At 72.7% G+C, this 17,602-nt stretch carries 15 protein-coding genes; 4 read left to right on the top strand and 11 right to left on the bottom strand.

What is annotated here, in order from left to right:
• The coding region (locus ACIP84_RS33100) for an elongation factor G (protein ID WP_401802996.1) at positions 1-1,089 on the top strand (1,089 nt) is incomplete at its 5' end.
• A 95-nt stretch (positions 1,090-1,184) separates the two neighbouring features.
• On the opposite strand, the gene ACIP84_RS33095 is transcribed toward ACIP84_RS33100, so the two are convergent.
• From ACIP84_RS33095 to ACIP84_RS33045, 11 genes are all read right to left on the bottom strand, one after another.
• Entirely contained in the window at positions 1,185-1,796 is a 612-nt protein-coding gene (locus ACIP84_RS33095) for a dTDP-4-dehydrorhamnose 3,5-epimerase family protein (RefSeq protein WP_355965065.1), read from the bottom strand.
• Positions 1,797-1,847: 51 nt separating this feature from the next.
• On the bottom strand, positions 1,848-2,885 hold the full coding sequence (locus ACIP84_RS33090; protein ID WP_355965067.1) for a transketolase C-terminal domain-containing protein: 1,038 nt from the start codon (positions 2,883-2,885) through the stop codon (positions 1,848-1,850).
• Between the two features lie 33 nt (positions 2,886-2,918).
• Entirely contained in the window at positions 2,919-3,896 is a 978-nt protein-coding gene (locus ACIP84_RS33085; RefSeq protein ID WP_355965069.1) for a thiamine pyrophosphate-dependent dehydrogenase E1 component subunit alpha, read from the bottom strand.
• 35 nt (positions 3,897-3,931) lie between these two features.
• The gene (locus tag ACIP84_RS33080; protein WP_401802992.1) at positions 3,932-5,383 is read right to left on the bottom strand and encodes an NDP-hexose 2,3-dehydratase family protein; all 1,452 of its coding nucleotides are present in this window, start codon (positions 5,381-5,383) and stop codon (positions 3,932-3,934) included.
• Complete coding sequence (locus ACIP84_RS33075; RefSeq protein WP_401802991.1) at positions 5,380-6,663, bottom strand: activator-dependent family glycosyltransferase; 1,284 nt, start codon at positions 6,661-6,663, stop codon at positions 5,380-5,382. Before ACIP84_RS33075 ends, ACIP84_RS33080 begins: the two co-directional genes overlap by 4 nt.
• A 50-nt stretch (positions 6,664-6,713) precedes the next feature.
• Positions 6,714-7,802: a cytochrome P450 gene (locus ACIP84_RS33070; RefSeq protein WP_401802988.1), complete on the bottom strand. Its 1,089-nt coding sequence runs from the start codon at positions 7,800-7,802 to the stop codon at positions 6,714-6,716.
• 96 nt (positions 7,803-7,898) lie between these two features.
• Entirely contained in the window at positions 7,899-9,113 is a 1,215-nt protein-coding gene (locus ACIP84_RS33065) for an FAD-dependent monooxygenase (protein ID WP_401802985.1), read from the bottom strand.
• Complete coding sequence (locus ACIP84_RS33060) at positions 9,107-11,101, bottom strand: anthranilate synthase family protein (RefSeq protein WP_401802983.1); 1,995 nt, start codon at positions 11,099-11,101, stop codon at positions 9,107-9,109. Before ACIP84_RS33060 ends, ACIP84_RS33065 begins: the two co-directional genes overlap by 7 nt.
• A gap of 4 nt (positions 11,102-11,105) precedes the next feature.
• The gene (locus ACIP84_RS33055) at positions 11,106-11,774 is read right to left on the bottom strand and encodes an isochorismatase family protein (protein ID WP_401802980.1); all 669 of its coding nucleotides are present in this window, start codon (positions 11,772-11,774) and stop codon (positions 11,106-11,108) included.
• A gap of 184 nt (positions 11,775-11,958) precedes the next feature.
• Positions 11,959-12,771: a 2,3-dihydro-2,3-dihydroxybenzoate dehydrogenase gene (locus ACIP84_RS33050; protein WP_401802978.1), complete on the bottom strand. Its 813-nt coding sequence runs from the start codon at positions 12,769-12,771 to the stop codon at positions 11,959-11,961.
• Between the two features lie 65 nt (positions 12,772-12,836).
• Positions 12,837-14,000, bottom strand: a complete 1,164-nt coding sequence (locus ACIP84_RS33045) for a 3-deoxy-7-phosphoheptulonate synthase (RefSeq protein ID WP_401802976.1) — start codon at positions 13,998-14,000, stop codon at positions 12,837-12,839.
• A gap of 375 nt (positions 14,001-14,375) precedes the next feature.
• Here ACIP84_RS33045 and rfbB point away from each other — a divergent pair, with 375 nt between their 5' ends.
• The 3 genes from rfbB to ACIP84_RS33030 are packed head-to-tail and all read left to right on the top strand — an operon-like array spanning position 14,376 to position 17,546.
• Positions 14,376-15,425, top strand: a complete 1,050-nt coding sequence (rfbB, locus tag ACIP84_RS33040) for a dTDP-glucose 4,6-dehydratase (RefSeq protein ID WP_401802974.1) — start codon at positions 14,376-14,378, stop codon at positions 15,423-15,425.
• A 28-nt stretch (positions 15,426-15,453) separates the two neighbouring features.
• Entirely contained in the window at positions 15,454-16,323 is an 870-nt protein-coding gene (gene rfbA, locus ACIP84_RS33035) for a glucose-1-phosphate thymidylyltransferase RfbA (RefSeq protein ID WP_355965085.1), read from the top strand.
• A 29-nt stretch (positions 16,324-16,352) separates the two neighbouring features.
• Positions 16,353-17,546, top strand: coding sequence for an acyltransferase (locus ACIP84_RS33030; RefSeq protein ID WP_355965087.1), 1,194 nt, complete (start codon positions 16,353-16,355; stop codon positions 17,544-17,546).
• The last annotated feature ends 56 nt before the right edge of the window (positions 17,547-17,602 follow it).

Raw genomic sequence — 17,602 nt, 5'->3', positions numbered from 1 at the left:
TCCGGTCGCCTGGAGGCCGGCACCGCGGTGCTGAACTCCGTCAAGGGCAAGAAGGAGCGCATCGGCAAGATCTACCGCATGCACGCGAACAAGCGCACCGAGATCGACTCGGTGGGCGCCGGCGACATCGTCGCCGTCATGGGCCTCAAGCAGACCACCACCGGTGAGACGCTGTGCGACGACAAGAACCCGGTCGTCCTGGAGTCCATGGACTTCCCCACCCCGGTCATCCAGGTCGCCATCGAGCCCAAGTCCAAGGGCGACCAGGAGAAGCTGGGCGTCGCCATCCAGCGTCTCGCGGAGGAGGACCCCTCCTTCCAGGTGCACACGGACGAGGAGACCGGCCAGACCATCATCGCCGGCATGGGCGAGCTTCACCTCGACATCCTCGTCGACCGCATGCGTCGCGAGTTCAAGGTCGAGGCGAACGTCGGCAAGCCGCAGGTCGCCTACCGCGAGACGATCCGCGGAACGGTCGACCGGCTCGACTTCACGCACAAGAAGCAGACCGGTGGCACCGGTCAGTTCGCCAAGGTGCAGATCGCGATCGAGCCCATCGACGGCGACGACTACGCGTTCGTGAACAAGGTCACCGGCGGCCGCATCCCGCGCGAGTACATCCCCTCCGTGGACACGGGCTGCCAGGAGGCCATGAGCCTGGGCGTGCTCGCCGGCTACCCCCTGACGGGCATCAGGGTCACCCTGCTCGACGGCGCCTTCCACGAGGTCGACTCCTCCGAACTCGCGTTCAAGATCGCCGGTTCGATGGCCTTCAAGGAGGCCGCGCGGAAGGCGTCCCCGGTGCTGCTCGAACCGATGATGGCCGTCGAGGTCACCACGCCCGAGGACTACATGGGCGAGGTCATCGGCGACATCAACTCCCGCCGCGGCCAGATCCAGTCCATGGAGGACCGGCACGGCGCCAAGCTGGTGACCGGTCTCGTGCCGCTGTCGGAGATGTTCGGCTACGTCGGCGACCTCCGCAGCAAGACCTCGGGCCGCGCCAACTACTCGATGCAGTTCCACTCCTACGCCGAGGTCCCGCGCAGCGTCGCCGACGACATCGTCGCGAAGGCGAACGCCGCGTAGTCCTGTACTCGCCCCCGGGGCGAACGACGGCCGTGGCGGGAGACCCGATCCGGGTCTCCCGCCACGGCGTTCGCGCGTGTCGTGCCGTGGCGCCCTCAGTCCCGTACCGCTCCCGACCGCGCGTCGAGCCGCAGGCTCTCCTCGAAGCCGGGCAGAATGCCCAGTTCACCGGCCTCGGCGAGCGTCGGAGCCGTGCGGTCGCGCTCCGACAGCACCAGGTCGAGACCGTCCGGGAAGGGCAGGCCGAGCTCCGGGTCCAGGGGATGGATGGCGTGCTCCCGCTGCGGCTCGTATCCGGTGGACAGCAGGTACGAGATCGTGGTGTCGTCCTCGAGCGCCACGAAGAGGTGGCCCACCCCGATCGGGATGTGGACCGACCGGCAGTTCACGGGGTCGAGCTCGACGGAGTCCCACATGCCGAAGGTGGGCGATCCGACCCGGGTGTCGATGACGAAGTCCAGGGCCCTGCCGCGTGTGCAGTAGGCGTACTTCCCCATGCCCGGCGGTACGGCGGTGAAGTGGATGCCCCGCACGACCCCCCGCTTGGAGACGCTGTAGCTGGACTGCGCCACGGGGTAGAGCGGCCGCCCCAGGGCCTCGGTGAACACGTCCTCCTGATAGGGGGAGAGGAAGACTCCCCGCGGGTCCCCGAACACCTGCGGGGTGAACTCGTAGGCCCCTTCGATCTTCAACTCGCGTACCTGCAACGGTTGCTCCTCACATCGTGTGACGTACTCGTGCGGTGGGGGAAAGGGCGCTCAGAACGGACCCTGGAAGCCGGCGCTCACACTGGCCAGTTGCGGCAGCGCCGCACCGGACTCGCCGCACACGTCCAGGCAGGCCGACACGATGCTGCTCGCGTTCGGGTGGAACGCCTCCTCCAGCGGATGCGACACCGGCGCGGGGCTGTCGGGCAGCGACACGCGACGGACCGGGGCGCGCAGCGCGTGCGGGACGTGCTCGGCCACGACCGCGGCCACCTCGGCGGTGAACCCGTACCGGGCCCAGCTGGTGTCGGCGACGACGAGCCGGCCGGTCTTGGCGACGGACTCGCAGATGATGCCCTCGTCCAGCGGGCGCAGACTGCGCACGTCGACCACCTCGACGCTGATGCCGCGCTCGGCCAGCTGCTCCGCCGCGCGCTCCGCCTCGTGCACCATCAACGACGCCGCGACGACGGTGACATCGGTGCCCGCGCGCGCGATCCGGCCGACCCCGAACGGGATCGGCACCGGCTCCTCGGGCACCTCGCCGACGAGCGGGTACAGGTTGCGGTTCTCGATCAGCACGACGGGGGTGTCGCCTGTCAGGGCCTGCACGAGCATGCCCTTGGCGTCGGCGGGCGTGGCCGGCGTGGCCACGTGCAGGCCCGCGTAGTGGGCGAACGTCGCGTGCGGACTCTGCGAGTGGGTCGAGCCCTGCCCCCAGCCCCGGCCGACGACGCCACGGGTCACCACCGGCACGCCCCCCTTGTCGCCGCCGTAGGTGTAGCGCCACTTGGCCGCCATGTTCACCAGGGCGTCCATCGCCAGGAACATGAAGTCCGCGCGTACGTGCACCACGAGGGGGCGCTGGCCCGCGGCGGCCGCGCCGACGGCGATGCCGGCGGTGGCGTTCTCCGCGTTGGGCATGTCCACCACCCGGCCGGGGCCGAACCGGCGGAACGCCTCCTTCGTGGTGCCGAACGCCCCGGCCACGTCGTCGACGCCCTCACCGGCGACGAAGATCCTCTCGTCGCGTTCCATGCACTGCACGGTGGCTTCGCTGATCGCCTGCCAGTAGGTCAGGGTGCGCATGTCCGATCTCCTCTTGCCTGGAATGTGCCGGGGTCAGCGGGCCGCGGGCAGGTACGCGCCCGAGAGCAGCCCGGCGGTGTCGGGGAAGGGCAGGGCCTTGGCGCGGTCGACGGCCGCGTGGACCTCCCGGCGGAACTCGGCGCGCCAGGACTCCACCAGCGAGTCGATGCCGGGCGTCTCCCCGCGTACCGCGTCCGCGGCGCGCACGAGGGGGCAGGCCGCCGTCCAGGAGTCGATCTCCTCCTGCGAGCGGTAGCCGTGGTCGTGGTCCAGGCCGGGACCGACGTGCGCACGCCAGCGGTACGTGGCGAGTTCGAGCAGGACCGGGCCCCGGCCGTCGCGCGCGTGCTCCACCGCGTCGCGGGCGGCGTCCCGCACGGCGAACACGTCGTTGCCGTCGACCGCGAGCGACCGCACCCCGCACGCCTCGGCGCGACCGCGCACCGAGGTGCCCGGGGCGTGCCGGACACCGAGCGGCGACGAGATGGAGTACCGGTTGTTCTCGCAGACGAAGACCACGGGGATGCGGTGCACGGCGGCGAAGTTCAGCGACTCGAAGAACACGCCCTCGTCCGCGGCCCCCTCACCGAAGTAGGTGAGCGCGACCCTCCGCTCGCCGGCCCGGGCGAACGCCCATCCGGCGCCCACGGCCGCGGCGATCATCTCGCCGAGGATGGCCGCCGATCCGGCGAACCCGGCGGCCTGGTCCATCACGTGCATGGAACCGCCCCGGCCGCGCGAGCAGCCGGCCTCCTTGCCGTACAGCTCCGCGACGAGTGCTTCGAGGTCGCCGCCCTTGGCGAGGTAGGGGGCGTGCGAGCGGTGCCCCGAGTAGACCCAGTCCCGCGGGGTGGTCACCGAGCACACGCCCACCGCGGTCGCCTCCTGCCCGATGGAGAAGTGCGTGGGGGTACGCATCTCCTGCTCGTCGCGGTAGTAGTCGGCGAGCACCTCCTCCACGGTGCGGATGCGCACCATGTCCCGGATCAGCCGGGCGCGGGAAGACATCATCGTCACGTCCTTTCTCTGTGATGTCGTCGTGGGCGTCACTGCGGCACGACCAGGAGGCTGCGCAGGCACGCGATGAGGCTGCGGGCTTCCACGTCGAGGTAGTAGCTGTGGCGCAGCAGGGCGGTGAGCTGCCGCAGGGTCATCCAGCGGAAGCCCGGCGGCTCGCCCTGGTCGTCGTCCGCCTCGACGATCAGGTAGCGGTTGCGGGTGTGGTGGAAACGGCCGCCCTCCTCGGAGAGGGTGGTGTCGAACCTGATGCGCTCCGGTGCCGCGGCGAGCACCTCGTCGAGGAACGCGGGCCGGGCCGCGGGCGGCAGGACGGAGTAGTTGCGCGGATTGCACTGCACCGTCGGCGCGAGTTCGACCGTGTCGTTGTGCCCCGGCTCGTCCTTGGCCTGCACCAGTACGTGCAGCACGCCGTCGACGCTCCGGGTCAGGAAGGCGATGAGGCCCCTCCCCCCGGCCGCGACCAGGGGCTGGGTCCACCGGTCCACCTCGCGTCCGCGGGTCCGCACCCGGACGCCCATCACGTCGAAGAAGAGGCCGCTCTCGTGGCTGATCCTGCCGCCCTCGGTGCGCCAGCCGGCGGCCTGGTCCAACGGCACCGTGCGGGCGCGCAGTTCGGCGGCACTGCGGGCGTCCGTGATCCAGTGCAGGACCGAGGACATCGTGTGCGCGCCCTCGTCGACACCGGCGCCGCAGGACCTGAGCAGCGCGGAGCGGAACGTGTCCAGGCCCGCCGGCGCGTCCTCGTGGAGGCCGGGGCCTTCGAAGGGCAGACAGGACAGCACGGTGCGCGCATCCATGTTGACCACGTCGTCCAGGGCCAGCAGCCGGTGGATCTGCCCGAGCGTCATCCACCGGAACCCGTCCCGTACGACGACGCGTTCGCGGACCTCGACGACCATGTTGCGGTTGCGCTTGCGGTAGAACCAGGCGCCCTGCTCGGACTGGCGCACGTCCGCGAGGACCGTGTGCCGGGCGGCGTCGCGGAAGTACTCGACATAGGGGACCGGGCGGCCGCGGTGCGCGCCGGTGTAGTTGCTCCGGGTGGCCTGCACGGTGGGCGACAGCTGGACCCCGTTGTGGTTGCCCGGCTCCATCTTGGCCTGCATCAGGAAGTGCGCGACCCCGTCGATCTCCGTCATCAGCAGCCCGAGGATGCCGGTCTCCGGCTGGTTGATGACCGGCTGGCACCACCGGTCGACGGCCGCCCCCGGACGCTCGACCGACAGGCCCTCCACGGAGAAGAAGCGCCCGCTCTCGTGGACCAGGTCGCCTGTGTCGGGCCTGCGGTGCCAGCCGGCGAGCGCGTCCAGCGGCACGGGCTCCACCTCGGCGGCGAGACGCTCCGAGCACTCGGCGAGCCAGCGGGCGCAGTCCGCGTCCGTGCCCGCGCTCGTCGACAGGGTCGCGGCCGAGCGCGTCAGACGCAGGGCCTGCGCCGTGTGCGCCGGGAGGGCGGCGGGCAGCGCGGACACGGTCATCGGGCCGCCTCCGCCCACTCCTCGACCCGGCGCTCCAGGACGGCGACGAGGTCGGCGGGGGAGGGCTGGGCCAGCAGCTCGTCCCGCATGCGTGCGGCGCCGGCCGCGAAGCGAGGCTCGTCGAGGAGCCGCGCGACGTGGTCGCGGACGGAGCCGGCCGTGGCGTCCGCCGCCGCCAGGGCGAGCCCGGCGTCCAGCTCCTCCTGCCGCTGGGCGATCATCCACGTGTCGTAGCCGTAGCCGAGGACCAGCTGGGGCACGCCGTGGTGCACCGCGGTCAGCCGCGAACCGATGCCCCCGTGGTGCACGACGGCCGCGCAGGTGGGCAGCAGGTCGTGCAGCGGTACGAAGTCCACCAACCGGACGTTGTCCGGGAGCGGGCCGAGCCCCGCGGCCTCCTCGGCGCCGAGCGTGGCGACGACCTCCACGTCCAGCGAGGCGAGCCCGCCGAGGATCTCGACGACCGTGGTCCCCGTGTTCTCCAGCTCGTTGGAGCGCCCCAGGGTCAGGCACACGCGCCTGCGGCCCGCCGGCTCGCGCAGCCACTCCGGGACGACGGAGGCACCGTTGTACGGGACGTAGCGCAGCCCCTCGACGGGTCCGCCGGTGTCGAGCCGGGTGCTGGGCACCGACGTGTCGATGGTGAACCCGCCGGTGCGCAACCGCTCCGTCCAGGAGCCGCCGTGCCGGAGCATGACCGGCTCGAACCACTCGCGGGTGGGGTCCTCGCGGTGCGCCTCGGGCTGCTCCTCGTACCGCCGCAGGAACGCCTCGCGGGCCCGGCCGATGAAGTCGAGGCCGTAGACGAACCGGGCGTGCGGCACGCCGAGGAGCTCGGCCACCACCGCGCCCGCGACGGTCAGCTGCTCCCAGACGACCAGATCGGGCTGCCAGTGGCGGGCGTACGCCAGCAGCTCCTCGATCATCGGGTCGTTGTTGATCCCGGTGTACAGGGCGGGGACGAGCACCTTCTCCAGGCCCAGCAGCCCCTCCCAGCCCCAGACCGACGCGTCGGACATCGGCCAGTCGAACGAGCCGAGGAAGTCGGACGCGCCCGCGCCCATCAACCGCCCGTACAGCGCCGGCTCGTAGGGGTCGTCGGCGTACCAGGCGGGCGTGCCGACCGGCACCGCGGTCATGCCGGCCCCGGTGGAGGTCTCCGTCAGGTCCGGGTGCCCGGCGACCCGTACCTCGTGGCCGGCCGCGCGCAGCGCCCAGGCCAGGGGCAGCATCGGCTGGAAGTGCGTCGGGTGGGGCATGCTGACGAACAGGATCTTCACGCTGGGTACTTCCTCACTGGGACCGTCCGGTGGAGACGGGCCGTCGGCGATCAGCCCGTGACGACGGGGCAGGCGAGCAGGGACGGGGACACCGGGGCAGCGCTGCGGCGGAGCAGGGGTCCGGTGGCGGGGCGGGGGCGGAGCGCGGCGAGCGCGAGCAGGCCCCGCGCGGCGCACGTCACGGCGAAGGGCAGCGCGGCCGCGCCGGCCGCGCCCGGCACCAGTACGGCGGCCAGTTCGTCCCCGGAGCGGTCCGGATCGAAGCGATCCGGGTCGGTGAACACCTCGGGATCGCGGTTGGCGGCACCCAGGTGCGACACGACCCGCTCCCCGGCTTCGATCTCCTCGCCCGCCAGGACGCACCCGGTCTCCGCGGTCGCCGCTTCCAGGCGTACGGGCGGGGCCAGGCGCAGGGTCTCCAGCACCGTGCGCCGCGCGCGGTCGGGGTCCTGGTCCCACAGGTTCCGGGGGAGGCCGGGTGCGCCGCCCGGGGGGAGGCCGAGCGCGACGGCGCCGGTCACCAGGTCGGTCACCATCGAGGTCCCCGCGACGGCGACGGCCAGGCCCCCGGCCGCACCCTCGGGAACGAGTCGCCGCAGGAGCGCCACGGCCTGCGCGATCTCGCGGGTGCGGGCCTGGCTCTGTGCGTAGAAGGGGGCGTCGAGTGCTCCGGCGGCCCCCGCGACGGCGGTGCGCAGGGTCTGTTCGGCGTCCGCGCCGAGCCCCCACACGGCCGCCAGGGTGCCGACGGCCGCGTCGCGCGCGACGGCGACCAGGTCCGGCTCTTCGCCCGCCCGGCTCAGGGCCCGCTGCCAGGCCTGATCGGCGTGGTGCGCGGACGCCGCCTCGGCATCCGGCCACGGCGCGTCCTCGGGACCGCGGGTCAGGTCCGCGAGCGGGGCGAGGCGCAGGGCGGGGGCCGACTGCGCGGCGCTGACGGACGCGTGGCGCGCGGCGACACGATCGCCGGTGGCGCTGCGCGTCAGTGGGCGCTCGCGCAGCCGCCGCCAGTGGGCGCGGGGGTCGTCGTCGAGCCCCCGCAGCAGCGCCGCGTGGCTGTCGCCCCGCGCGGCCTCGAGCCACACCAGGGCCTGCCGCAACTGCAGTCGGCGCGCCGGACCGCGCTCGGTGGTGTCCACGCTGGGATGTCCTTTCTGGCGGGGCCCGGGAGCCCCCTGGTCATGGCTTGCGGAAAGGGCGGGCGGCCCCGTCGTGGTCACGACGGGCCCCGCGCGTCAGGTGAGTACGGCCGTGCGGGCGGTGCCGCGGTGGGCCGGGCCGCCGACGTCGTGGCCGTGGAGCCAGTCCACCGCCGCCATCAGGTCGTCCGGGGACAGCGCCGCGAGCATCGCGTCGCGCTCGGCGGCCGCGGCGCCCCGCGGGTGGTAGAGGGCGTGCCCCATCCACGAGGAGACCTCCTGGACCCGTGAGGCGCGCTCGCCGCGCAGGGCGGCGAAGCGAGCCAGGCACCCGGCCACGTCCGATGACGCGCCCTCCAGCACCTCGCCGAGCACGACCGCGTCCTCCAGGGCCATGCAGGCGCCCTGCGCGGCGTACTGGAGCATGGCGTGAGCGGCGTCGCCCGTCAGGCAGACGCGGCCCTCGGCCCAGGTCCCGGTCGGCGGCCGGTCGCACAGCACCCAGGTCCGCCAGTCCCGGCCGAGGCCGAGCAGGGCCCGGGCCTGCGGGTACAGGGCGGGGAAGCCCGCCAGGACCTCGTCGCGGCTGGTGGGGACGCCGGCCACGGCGGTGCGCGCACCGTCGTCGCGGGTGACGGCCAGGTTCAGCTTCTCGCCGTTCGCGATGGGGTAGTGGACCATGTGCCAGCCGGGACCCGCCCACAGGTTCACCGTGTTCCAGCGCAGTTCGGCCGGTACCTCCGTCATCGGTACGACGGTGCGGTGGATGGTGTGCCCCGAGACCCGCGGCGGCCCGTCGCCCAGCATCCGGGCGCGCACCCGGGAGCGGATGCCGTCCGCTCCGACCAGGGCGTCGGCCACCACGGTCCGTCCGTCCGCGGTGGTCACGTGGACCGCGTCGGGCGTGTCGCGGTAGCCCGTCACAGCCGTGCCGGGGTGCATGACGACCCGCTCGTGCTCCTGGCAGGCGCTCAGCAGCGCGCTGTGCAGGTCGCCGCGCTGCACGACGGCGTACGGATCGCCGAACCGCTTCAGGTAGGCGTCGCCCAGGGGCATCTCGGTCAGCAGCGCGCCCGAGCCCGCGTCCAGCAGGCGCAGCGCGTCCACGCGTACGGCGCGCGCCTCCACCGGACCGGCGACGCCGAGCCGGCGCAGTGCACGGAAGGCGTTGGGGGCCAGCTGGATGCCCGCCCCGAGCTCGGCGAACTCGGCGTTGCGTTCCAGTACGTGGGCGGTGTGCCCGGCCCGGGCGACGGCGAGGGCGGACGCGAGGCCGCCGATGCCGCCGCCCGCGACGGCGATGTTCAGCACGATGTCCACCTCGTGGTCGACGGTGACGGATGTGAGGATGCGAGGGCCGGCCCGCCCGTCGGGCCCTGGGCCGGCGGGGCGAGCAGGGCGGCCACCGTCTCGGTCAGGACGGCCACGCCGTCCCGGCTCAGCAGCGACTCCGGATGGAACTGCAGTGAGGCGAAGCCGGGTCCGCGCAGCCCGTGGACCTGCCCGGTGTCCGGGTCGCGGCTGATCTCGACGGGGGCGTCGAGCCCGGGGACCTCGACCACGCCCTCGGCGCTGCTCAGGGCGAAGGTGTTGTAGAAGCCCGCGACGACGGGCTCGCCGAAGTGGCTGATCTTCTTCTGCACGCCCTGGTTGGGCCGTTCGCGGCGCACCAGTTCCAGCCCGAGCAGCAGGCCGAGCACCTGGTGGCTCAGGCACACCGCGAGGAAGGGCGCCGAGGTGTCCAGCAGCCGCCGGATCGAGTCGCGCAGCGCGGTGATGCGGGCGCTTCCGGTGTCACGGGGGTCGCCGGGGCCCGGCCCCATGACCACCAGGTCGTACCCGGCGGTGCCGCCGGGGTCGTCGTACCGCCGTACGTCGACGCGGAGTCCCAGCGAGCGGAGCACCACGGCGATCATCGCCGTGAAGTCGTCCTCCGCGTCCACGACCAGGATGCGCCGGCCCTCGTACGGCCGCAGCGGGGCGGGGACGGCGGTGGTCGGCGAGAGGTCCAGCCAGAACGGCGCGAGATCCGCGTTGCGGTCCTCCAGGGCGGCGCGCACCAGCGGGTGGTCGGAGAGCCCGGAGCCCGTCGCCCGGCGGGTCGCCGAGGGCCCGGCCACGCCCAGGGCGCCGAGCACGCCGCGCGCCTTGGCGTGCGTCTCGGCCACCTCCGAGAGCGGGTCCGAGTCGCGCACCAGCGTCGCGCCGACCGCGAGGCGCAGTCTGCGGCCCGTGACGGCCGTCGTGCGCAGCATGATCGCCGAGTCCAGTGAGGGGTTGCCGTTGACGTCCCGGCTGATCAGGGCGACGGCGCCGCTGTAGTAGCCCCGCCCGCGCGGCTCGTACTCCCGGACGACCCGGCAGGCGCTCTCCAGCGGGCTGCCGATGACCGTGGGGGCGAACATCGACTCGCGGAGGATCTCGCGGACGTCCCGGGTGGTACTGCCCTGGATGAGGTACTCGGTGTGGGCGAGGGTGGCCATCTCCTTGAGGTACGGACCGACGACCCGACCGCCCCCGTCACAGATGCGGGCCATCATCTTCAGTTCCTCGTCGACCACCATGCGCAGCTCGGCCGACTCCTTGGGGTCGGCGAGGAAGCGCATCACGTCGTCGAGGCCGGGGCCTCCGGGCGGATAGCGCAGGGTGCCGCTGATGGGGTTCATGACGGCGGTGCCGTCGAAGAGGCTGATGTGCCGCTCGGGGGTGGCACCGACGAAGGTCCGGTCGCCGGTGTGCACCACGAACGTCCAGTACGCGCCGCGTTCGGCGCCGAGCAGCCTGCGGAACAGGCTGAGCGCCACGGTGGGCGACCAGTCGGTGAGGTCGGCGGTGAAGGCGCGGCTGATGACGAAGTTGGCCCCCGAGCCGTTGCCGATCTCCTCCTCCAGGACCCGGCGCACGAGCGAGGCGTACGCCTCGTCGTCGATGTCGAAGCGTCCGTTCGACAGATGGGCCGGTACGTCGGGCAGCAGGGCCAGGGCCTCGTCGAGAGGGTGGGCGGCCTGGTCGGAGATGCTCAGGGCGAGCAGGGGGGAGCCGTCGTCGTGGCAGACGAAGCCCCGCTCGACGACCTGGCGGTAGGGCACCAGGACGAGCGTCTCGTGGCCCGGTCCGGCCTCCCGCGGCCGGGGGGTCAGCGGGATGTCGGCGAGCCGGGTCACCTCGCTCACGTCTCCGAGCAGGAGCTCCACCTTGTCGCCCACGGCCTCGGGGCGGTGCAGCAGGGCGAAGTCGGGGGCGTCCCCGGTAAGCACGCGGCCCAGGAGCTCGCTGAAGCGACGGTCCTCGGATGTCATCGCCTCAGCCCTGTCCGACGAGTTCTGCCGCACCGAGTCCGGCGAGGACGGAGTCCGTGGGGAGGACCACCGAGCACCGGGCGGCGGCGTACTCCAGGGCGGACCGGTGGTGGGCCTCGGAGAAGTCGGCGACCGCGTCCGCGACGAGGAAGGTCTCGACGTCGTGGGTGAAGGCGTCCACCGCCGTCATCAGGCAGCCGACGTGGGCGTACACGCCGCAGATGATCAGCTGGTCGCGGCCCAGGCTGTCGAGGTGGTCCCGCAGGCCGTTCCCGTGGAAGGCGCTGTAGCGCCACTTCGTGAAGACGGAGCCCGGCGCGTCCTGCGGGGCCGGCGCGACCTCGTCGATGATCGCCCGGTGCTCGGGCGCCGTCTGCATGCCCGGGCCCCAGAAGTCCTTGAGCAGACCGCGCTGGCTCTCCGTCATGTCCCCGGGCTGCGCGGTGTAGACGACCGGGATGCCCAGGCTGCGGCTCCGCTCGACGAGCCTGCGGGTGTTGCCGACCAGACTGAGCGCGGGCTCCTGCCCGGCGGGGAAGGGAGCCACGAAGTAGCGCTGCATGTCGTGCACCAGGACGGCGGCACGTCGCGGATCAGGGCGCCAGGAGGCCGTGTTCGCGGGGAGTTCGTCCTGCTGCGGCATGGGGTAGGGGGCGATGCCGGGTATGGCCATGGGGATGTTCTCCTGGGGGAGTCGGACCGGATGTCGTACGGCCGGCGCGGACGCGGACCTGGGGTGTCCGGAAGGTTTCGCCGTCCGCCCGCGAGCCGGGCGGGACCTTTCCGGACACCTCCTAGGCCCTGTCGTCGAACTCCCGTCGTCGCCCGCGGGCCAGACGGGAGTTCGACGACAGGGCCTAGCGCCCCAGCGCCGCGCCTCCGTCGACCTGGAGGTCGTGCATGGTGATGTGCGCGGCCCGCTCGGACAGCAGGAACGCCACGGCGTCCGCGATGTGCTCGGGGGTGGCGAACCTGCCGAGCGGGATGCCGACGCGGAAGTCCTCCAGGGACCCGTGCAGCGACCGTTCGGGACCGCTGTCGTCCGACCAGAGGGAGCGGAGCATGGCGGTGTCGGTCGAGCCGGGGCAGACGGCGTTGCAGCGCACGCCGTGGCGGGCGAGTTCCAGACCGAGGTTCTTGGTGAAGGCGACCGCGGCGGCCTTCGACGCGGCGTACGCGGCCATCCCGGCCCGGGGGACGACGGCCGCGTTCGACGCCACCGTCACGATGGAACCGCGGCCGCGCCCGGCCATGCGGCGCGCGACGGCGGTGGAGACCCGGAAGACGCCGGAGGCGTTGACCGCGAAGGTGCGCTCCCAGTCCTCCTCGCTGAGCGCCAGCACGGGTGCGGCGAGCATCACGCCGGCCACGTTGACGAGCCGGTCGATCGGGCCCAGCCGTTCCTCCGCCGCGGCGACGACCGCCTCCACCTCGGACGGCGAGGTGACGTCCGCGGCGAACGCGGTCACCGCAAGGCCTTCGTCCCGGGCCGCCCGCTCCAGTTCGGCGAGGGCGGGGGTGTCGAGATCCAGGGCGGCCACGTGGACGCCCGCCTCGGCGAGGGTGCGCACCACGGCCTCGCCGATGCCACCGGTCGCGCCGGTCACCAGCGCGACGCCGCCGGCGAGTCCGGCGTCCGGTCGCTTCCCGGTGTCTTCGCTGTTCTTCAAAGCTGCTTCTCCTCACATCACTTGGGGCCGGCCGGGGGCCGGACGGGCTGCCGGCCGACGCCGTGTCAGGCGTGCCAGGACCTGGCGAGGTGGCCGGCCTGGGTCAGGTTGAGCCGGGGGTCGCAGAGCGTGGTGTAGGGACCCGCGGGTGCCTCGCCGGGGTACCACACGCACTCGGCGACCTCCCGGGCGGTGGCCTCCAGATGCAGGCCGCCGGCGACACCGCGCTCGGCGAGCACCACGTCCTGGAACGCCTCGACCTCGTCGACGAGCTCCGCCACGACGCGCGTCTTGCGGCCGTCGGCGGCGGTCACGGTGTTCCCGTGCATGGGGTCGCACAGCCAGATCACCGGGTGTCCGGCCGCGCGTACCGCCCGTACCAGCGGGGGCAGCGCGGTGCGGACGCGACCCGCGCCCATCCGGGCGACCAGGGTGAGCCGCCCGGGGCTGCGACCGGGGTCCAGCGCGTCGCACAGGGCCAGCAGTGCGGCGGCGGTCGTGGTGGGGCCGACCTTGCAGGCCACCGGGTTCACGACCCGGGAGAGCAGCCGGACGTGGGCGCCCTCGGGCTGCCGGGTGCGTTCGCCGATCCACGGCAGGTGGGTGGAGGCCAGGAGCAGTGCGCCGTCCGGTAGTTCGCGGAGCATCGGCTGTTCGTAGTCGAGCAGCAGCGCCTCGTGGCTGGTGTACACGGACGCGTCGCCGGCCGGAGCCGGGGCGCGTCCCTGCGCGGCCAGGGCCGAGTGGACGGTGGCGGCGAGGTCGTAGCACCGGAGCAGTCGGCGGGGGTCGGGGCGGCGTGCCGACGGATCGGGTTCGGGCGCGTTCACCATCGGCCCCCGGTAGGAGGGAAGTTCGCGGTCGCCGACCCGTTCCACGGGGTGCGAGCGCGGCTTGGCGAACTGGCCCGCCATCCGGCCGATGCGCAGGACGCCCCGCCCGGTACCGTCCTCCATCGCGGCGGCCAGCCCGTCGAGCAGGCGCACGGTGCCGCGTACCCCGTCCGGGGTGCAGTGCGCGGGGTCCTCCGCGCAGTCGCCCGCCTGCAGAACGCGCAGGTTCCCCGCGGCGACCTCGCCGAGCAGGGCCCTGAGCCGGGCGGTGTCCTCGGCGGTGACCAGGCCGGGGCGTCCGGCGAGCGTCGCGCGGACGTGTCCCAGCAGCCGTCGGTCGGGCCAGGCGGGCTGCTGTTCCGCGAAGGGGTGCGGGGCCGACTCTTCGGTTCTCACCGTGTGGACCCCGGCCGTACTCTGCCCCACCTGGTTTCCCCTCCTGGATATGGCGACGTGGCCGTGCGGGCGTCTCTTGCATTCGAGTCAGAAGAAATTCAAATCGAATTCCGGCCGCGACTTCCGCCGGTGCGACACGCAATTGATCCGCAAGGTACGTGCCCCTCGCGGCTTCGGTCAAGTGTCCATAGCTGCACGTCAGGTGCTATTTACTTGCATTGTCGATGCGGTTGTCTGCAACGATTCCAGGAATGTGTGGTTACACGCATCGCTTTAGCTCTAATTGTTTCCGGGCTCAACTGGACGGGGCTTTACAGGCCTCTTCCGGTTGATTTATGTTCCTGCCGTCGCGCTGTTCTCTGGCGGCCGGTCGCCATGCTCGATTCCCAGGAGGAGTACATGAAGAAGGGCACGCACCTGCTCGTCACCGGGGGCGCGGGCTTCATCGGCTCCCACTACGTCCGCATGCTGCTCCGGTCGGCCGACGCGGAGGTGAGCGCGGTCACCGTCCTGGACAAGCTCACCTACGCGGGCAACCCCGCCAACCTCGCGGACCTGGCCGGCGACGACCGGCTGCGCTTCCGGCTCGGCGACATCTGCGACCGCGACACCCTCGACGCGGTGCTGCCCGGCGTCGACACGGTGGTGCACTTCGCGGCGGAGTCCCACGTCGACCGCTCGATCGAGGACAGCGGCGCGTTCCTGCGGACCAACGTCCTGGGGACCCAGAGCCTGCTGGACGCCTCGCTCCGCCACCGGGTGCGCACCTTCGTGCACATCTCCACGGACGAGGTGTACGGGTCGATCGAGCACGGCTCCTGGGACGAGGACCACCCCGTACGGCCCAACTCCCCCTACTCCGCGTCCAAGGCGTCGTCCGACCTGCTGGCCCTGGCCTGCCACCGCACCCATGGCCTCGACGTGCGCGTCACCCGCTGCTCGAACAACTACGGGCCGATGCAGCACCCGGAGAAGGTCATCCCCCGCTTCACCACCCGGCTCCTCGACGGACTCTCCGTGCCGCTCTACGGAGACGGGGCCAACGTGCGCGACTGGCTGCACGTCGAGGACCACTGCCGCGGCATCGACCTCGTGCGCCGCGCGGGCCGCCCGGGCGAGATCTACCACCTCGGCGGCGGACGGGAACTGAGCAATCGCGAGCTCACCGGGCGGCTCCTCGCCGCCACCGGGCGGACCTGGTCCTCGGTCGAACGGGCGGCCGACCGCAAGGGCCACGATCTGCGCTACTCCGTCGACTGGAGCAAGGCGCGGGACGAGCTCGGCTACCGGCCGCTCCACGACTTCGACACCCAACTCGCCGCCACCGTCGACTGGTACCGGGACAACCCCGGCTGGTGGCGCCCCGGTGCAGGCCTGCCGCCCCGTACCCGACGACCCGACGTGCCGGCCGGCACCGTCGACTGACCGCTCCCAGGCAAGGAAACCCATCGCGATGCGCGGAATTCTGCTGGCCGGCGGCTCCGGAACCAGGTTGCTGCCGCTGACCACCACCAGCTCGAAGCAACTGCTGCCCGTCTACGACAAGCCCCTGGTGTACTACCCCCTGTCGGTGCTGATGCTCGCCGGCATGCGCGAGATCCTGATCATCACCACCAGCAGCCACCTCGAAGCCTTCCGATCCCTGTTCGGCGACGGCAGCCACCTCGGCCTCGACCTGCGGTACGCGGTGCAGGACGAGGCGCGCGGCATCGCCGAAGCGCTCGTCATCGGACGGGAGTTCGCTGGTGACGAGGACGTCTGCCTGATCCTCGGCGACAACATCTTCTACGGCCAGGGCCTGCCCGCCACGCTGCACCGGGCCGCGCAGGACGTCGACGGCTGCACCGTCTTCGGCTACCCGGTCTCCGACCCCGAACGCTACGGCGTCGCCGTGCTCGACGCCGACGGCGAGCTCGTGGACATCGTGGAGAAGCCCGCGGAACCACCGTCCAACATCGCCGTCACCGGGCTGTACATGTACAGCAACGACGCCCTGGCCTACGCCGAGAAGATCTCGCCCTCGGCCCGCGGCGAACTGGAGATCTCCGACGTCAACCGCCTGCTCGTGCAGGAGGGGCGCAGCCGGATCGTCCAGCTCGGCCGGGGCAACGCGTGGATCGACGCGGGCACCCACGACAGCCTGATGGAGGCGAGCCAGTACGTACAGGTCCTCCAGAAGCGCCAGGGCATGCAGATCGCCTGTCTGGAGGAGACCGCCTTCCGCATGGGCTTCATCGGCATGGACCAGCTCAGGGAGCTCGCCGACCAGCTCACCGCCGGCTCCGTGTACGGCAGGCACGTCAGAGCCCTCGCCCGGGTCTGACCCCCCACCACCCCGATTCAGGAGATCCCATGGACAGCGCCACGGGTGCCGTGCGCCGCTCACGACTCGATTCCCTCACCGGAGCCCGGTTCATCGCCGCGGCCCTGGTGTTCGTCTGCCACCTCGCTACGGCCGGCATCTTCGCCCCGGGCACCGGCGCCGCCGAGGGGCTGATGACCGCAACGAAGACCGCCGGGACCATCGGCGTCTCCTTCTTCTTCGTCCTCAGCGGCTTCGTCCTGACCTGGTCGGCGCGCCCGGGGGAGTCGTACGCCCGGGTGCTGCGCCGCCGCCTGGTGAAGATCTTCCCCAACCACGTGGTGACCTTCGCCCTGGCGATGGCCGTGTACGCCGCGGCCGCCACCCCCGTCGGCACGGCCGTGCTCAACCTGCTGCTGCTGCAGTCCTGGTCGTCCGACCCCGCGGTCTTCCTCAGCGTCAACGGGGCCAGCTGGTCGCTCTCCTGCGAGCTGCTCTTCTACGCCCTGTTCCCGCTGCTGCTCCCTCTGGTCGGCCGGATTCGCGCGGGCCGTCTGTGGTGGTGGGCCGCGGGCTTCGCCGCCGCCGTCATGCTGCTGCCCCTGGCGGCCGCCCACCTGCTGCCGTCGTCGCCCGCCTTCCCTGCGGTGGGGGCGTGGCTGGACGGTGTGTCCGTCGAGGGCCTGTGGTTCGTCTACATCTTCCCGCTGTCCCGGCTGCTGGAGTTCGTCCTCGGCATGCTGATGGCACGCGTCGTCCTCAGCGGCCGGTGGATCGGCCTGGGCGCGCTGCCCGCCGCGGCGCTGACCGTGGTGGCGTACGTCGTGGGCCTGTACACCCCGATGCTGTTCACCGCCGCGGCCGTGACCGTCGTCCCGCTCGCGCTGTTCATCGCCGCGCTCGCCGCCGCCGACGCCGAGCACCTGCGGACGGGCCTCACGTCCCGCGCGATGCGTCGCCTGGGCGAGGTGTCGTTCGCCTTCTACCTCCTTCACGGCATCGTGCTGGCCTCCATCGGTGAGCAGATCGCCGGAGCGGCCCACCCGTTGACGATCGCGCAGAGCGTGCTCGTCTCGCTGGCCGCCCTGGTGGTCAGCCTGCTGCTGTCCCTGGCCCTCTACCACGGGGTGGAGACGCCGGTCATGCGCCGCTGGGGCGGACCCCGGCGCGTCGCGGACGCCGCGCCGCCCGTGGCGGCGCAGCTCCCCGAGCCGGCCGGGGAAGGCGCCCTGCCCCGAGCCTGAGAAGGCCGCGCGCCCCGGGGCGCGCGGCCGACGGCACGCGCCGCCGGCCACCACCG

Source organism: Streptomyces sp. NPDC088707, assembly GCF_044752725.1.
Classification (GTDB): Bacteria; Actinomycetota; Actinomycetes; order Streptomycetales; family Streptomycetaceae; genus Streptomyces.
Note: the sequence above shows the minus strand (reverse complement) of the source record. Positions and strands in the feature narration are given on the sequence as shown.

What these genes read in the sequence shown, in the direction of transcription:
- ACIP84_RS33090 (WP_355965067.1), bottom strand. Translation starts at nt 2,885, where the DNA reads ATGCGCACCCTGACCTACTGGCAGGCGATCAGCGAAGCCACCGTGCAG.
- ACIP84_RS33085 (WP_355965069.1), bottom strand. Translation starts at nt 3,896, where the DNA reads ATGATGTCTTCCCGCGCCCGGCTGATCCGGGACATGGTGCGCATCCGC.
- ACIP84_RS33080 (WP_401802992.1), bottom strand. Translation starts at nt 5,383, where the DNA reads ATGACCGTGTCCGCGCTGCCCGCCGCCCTCCCGGCGCACACGGCGCAG.
- ACIP84_RS33060 (WP_401802983.1), bottom strand. Translation starts at nt 11,101, where the DNA reads ATGACATCCGAGGACCGTCGCTTCAGCGAGCTCCTGGGCCGCGTGCTT.
- ACIP84_RS33055 (WP_401802980.1), bottom strand. Translation starts at nt 11,774, where the DNA reads ATGGCCATACCCGGCATCGCCCCCTACCCCATGCCGCAGCAGGACGAA.
- rfbB (WP_401802974.1), top strand. Translation starts at nt 14,376, where the DNA reads ATGCTCGATTCCCAGGAGGAGTACATGAAGAAGGGCACGCACCTGCTC.
- rfbA (WP_355965085.1), top strand. Translation starts at nt 15,454, where the DNA reads ATGCGCGGAATTCTGCTGGCCGGCGGCTCCGGAACCAGGTTGCTGCCG.
- ACIP84_RS33030 (WP_355965087.1), top strand. Translation starts at nt 16,353, where the DNA reads ATGGACAGCGCCACGGGTGCCGTGCGCCGCTCACGACTCGATTCCCTC.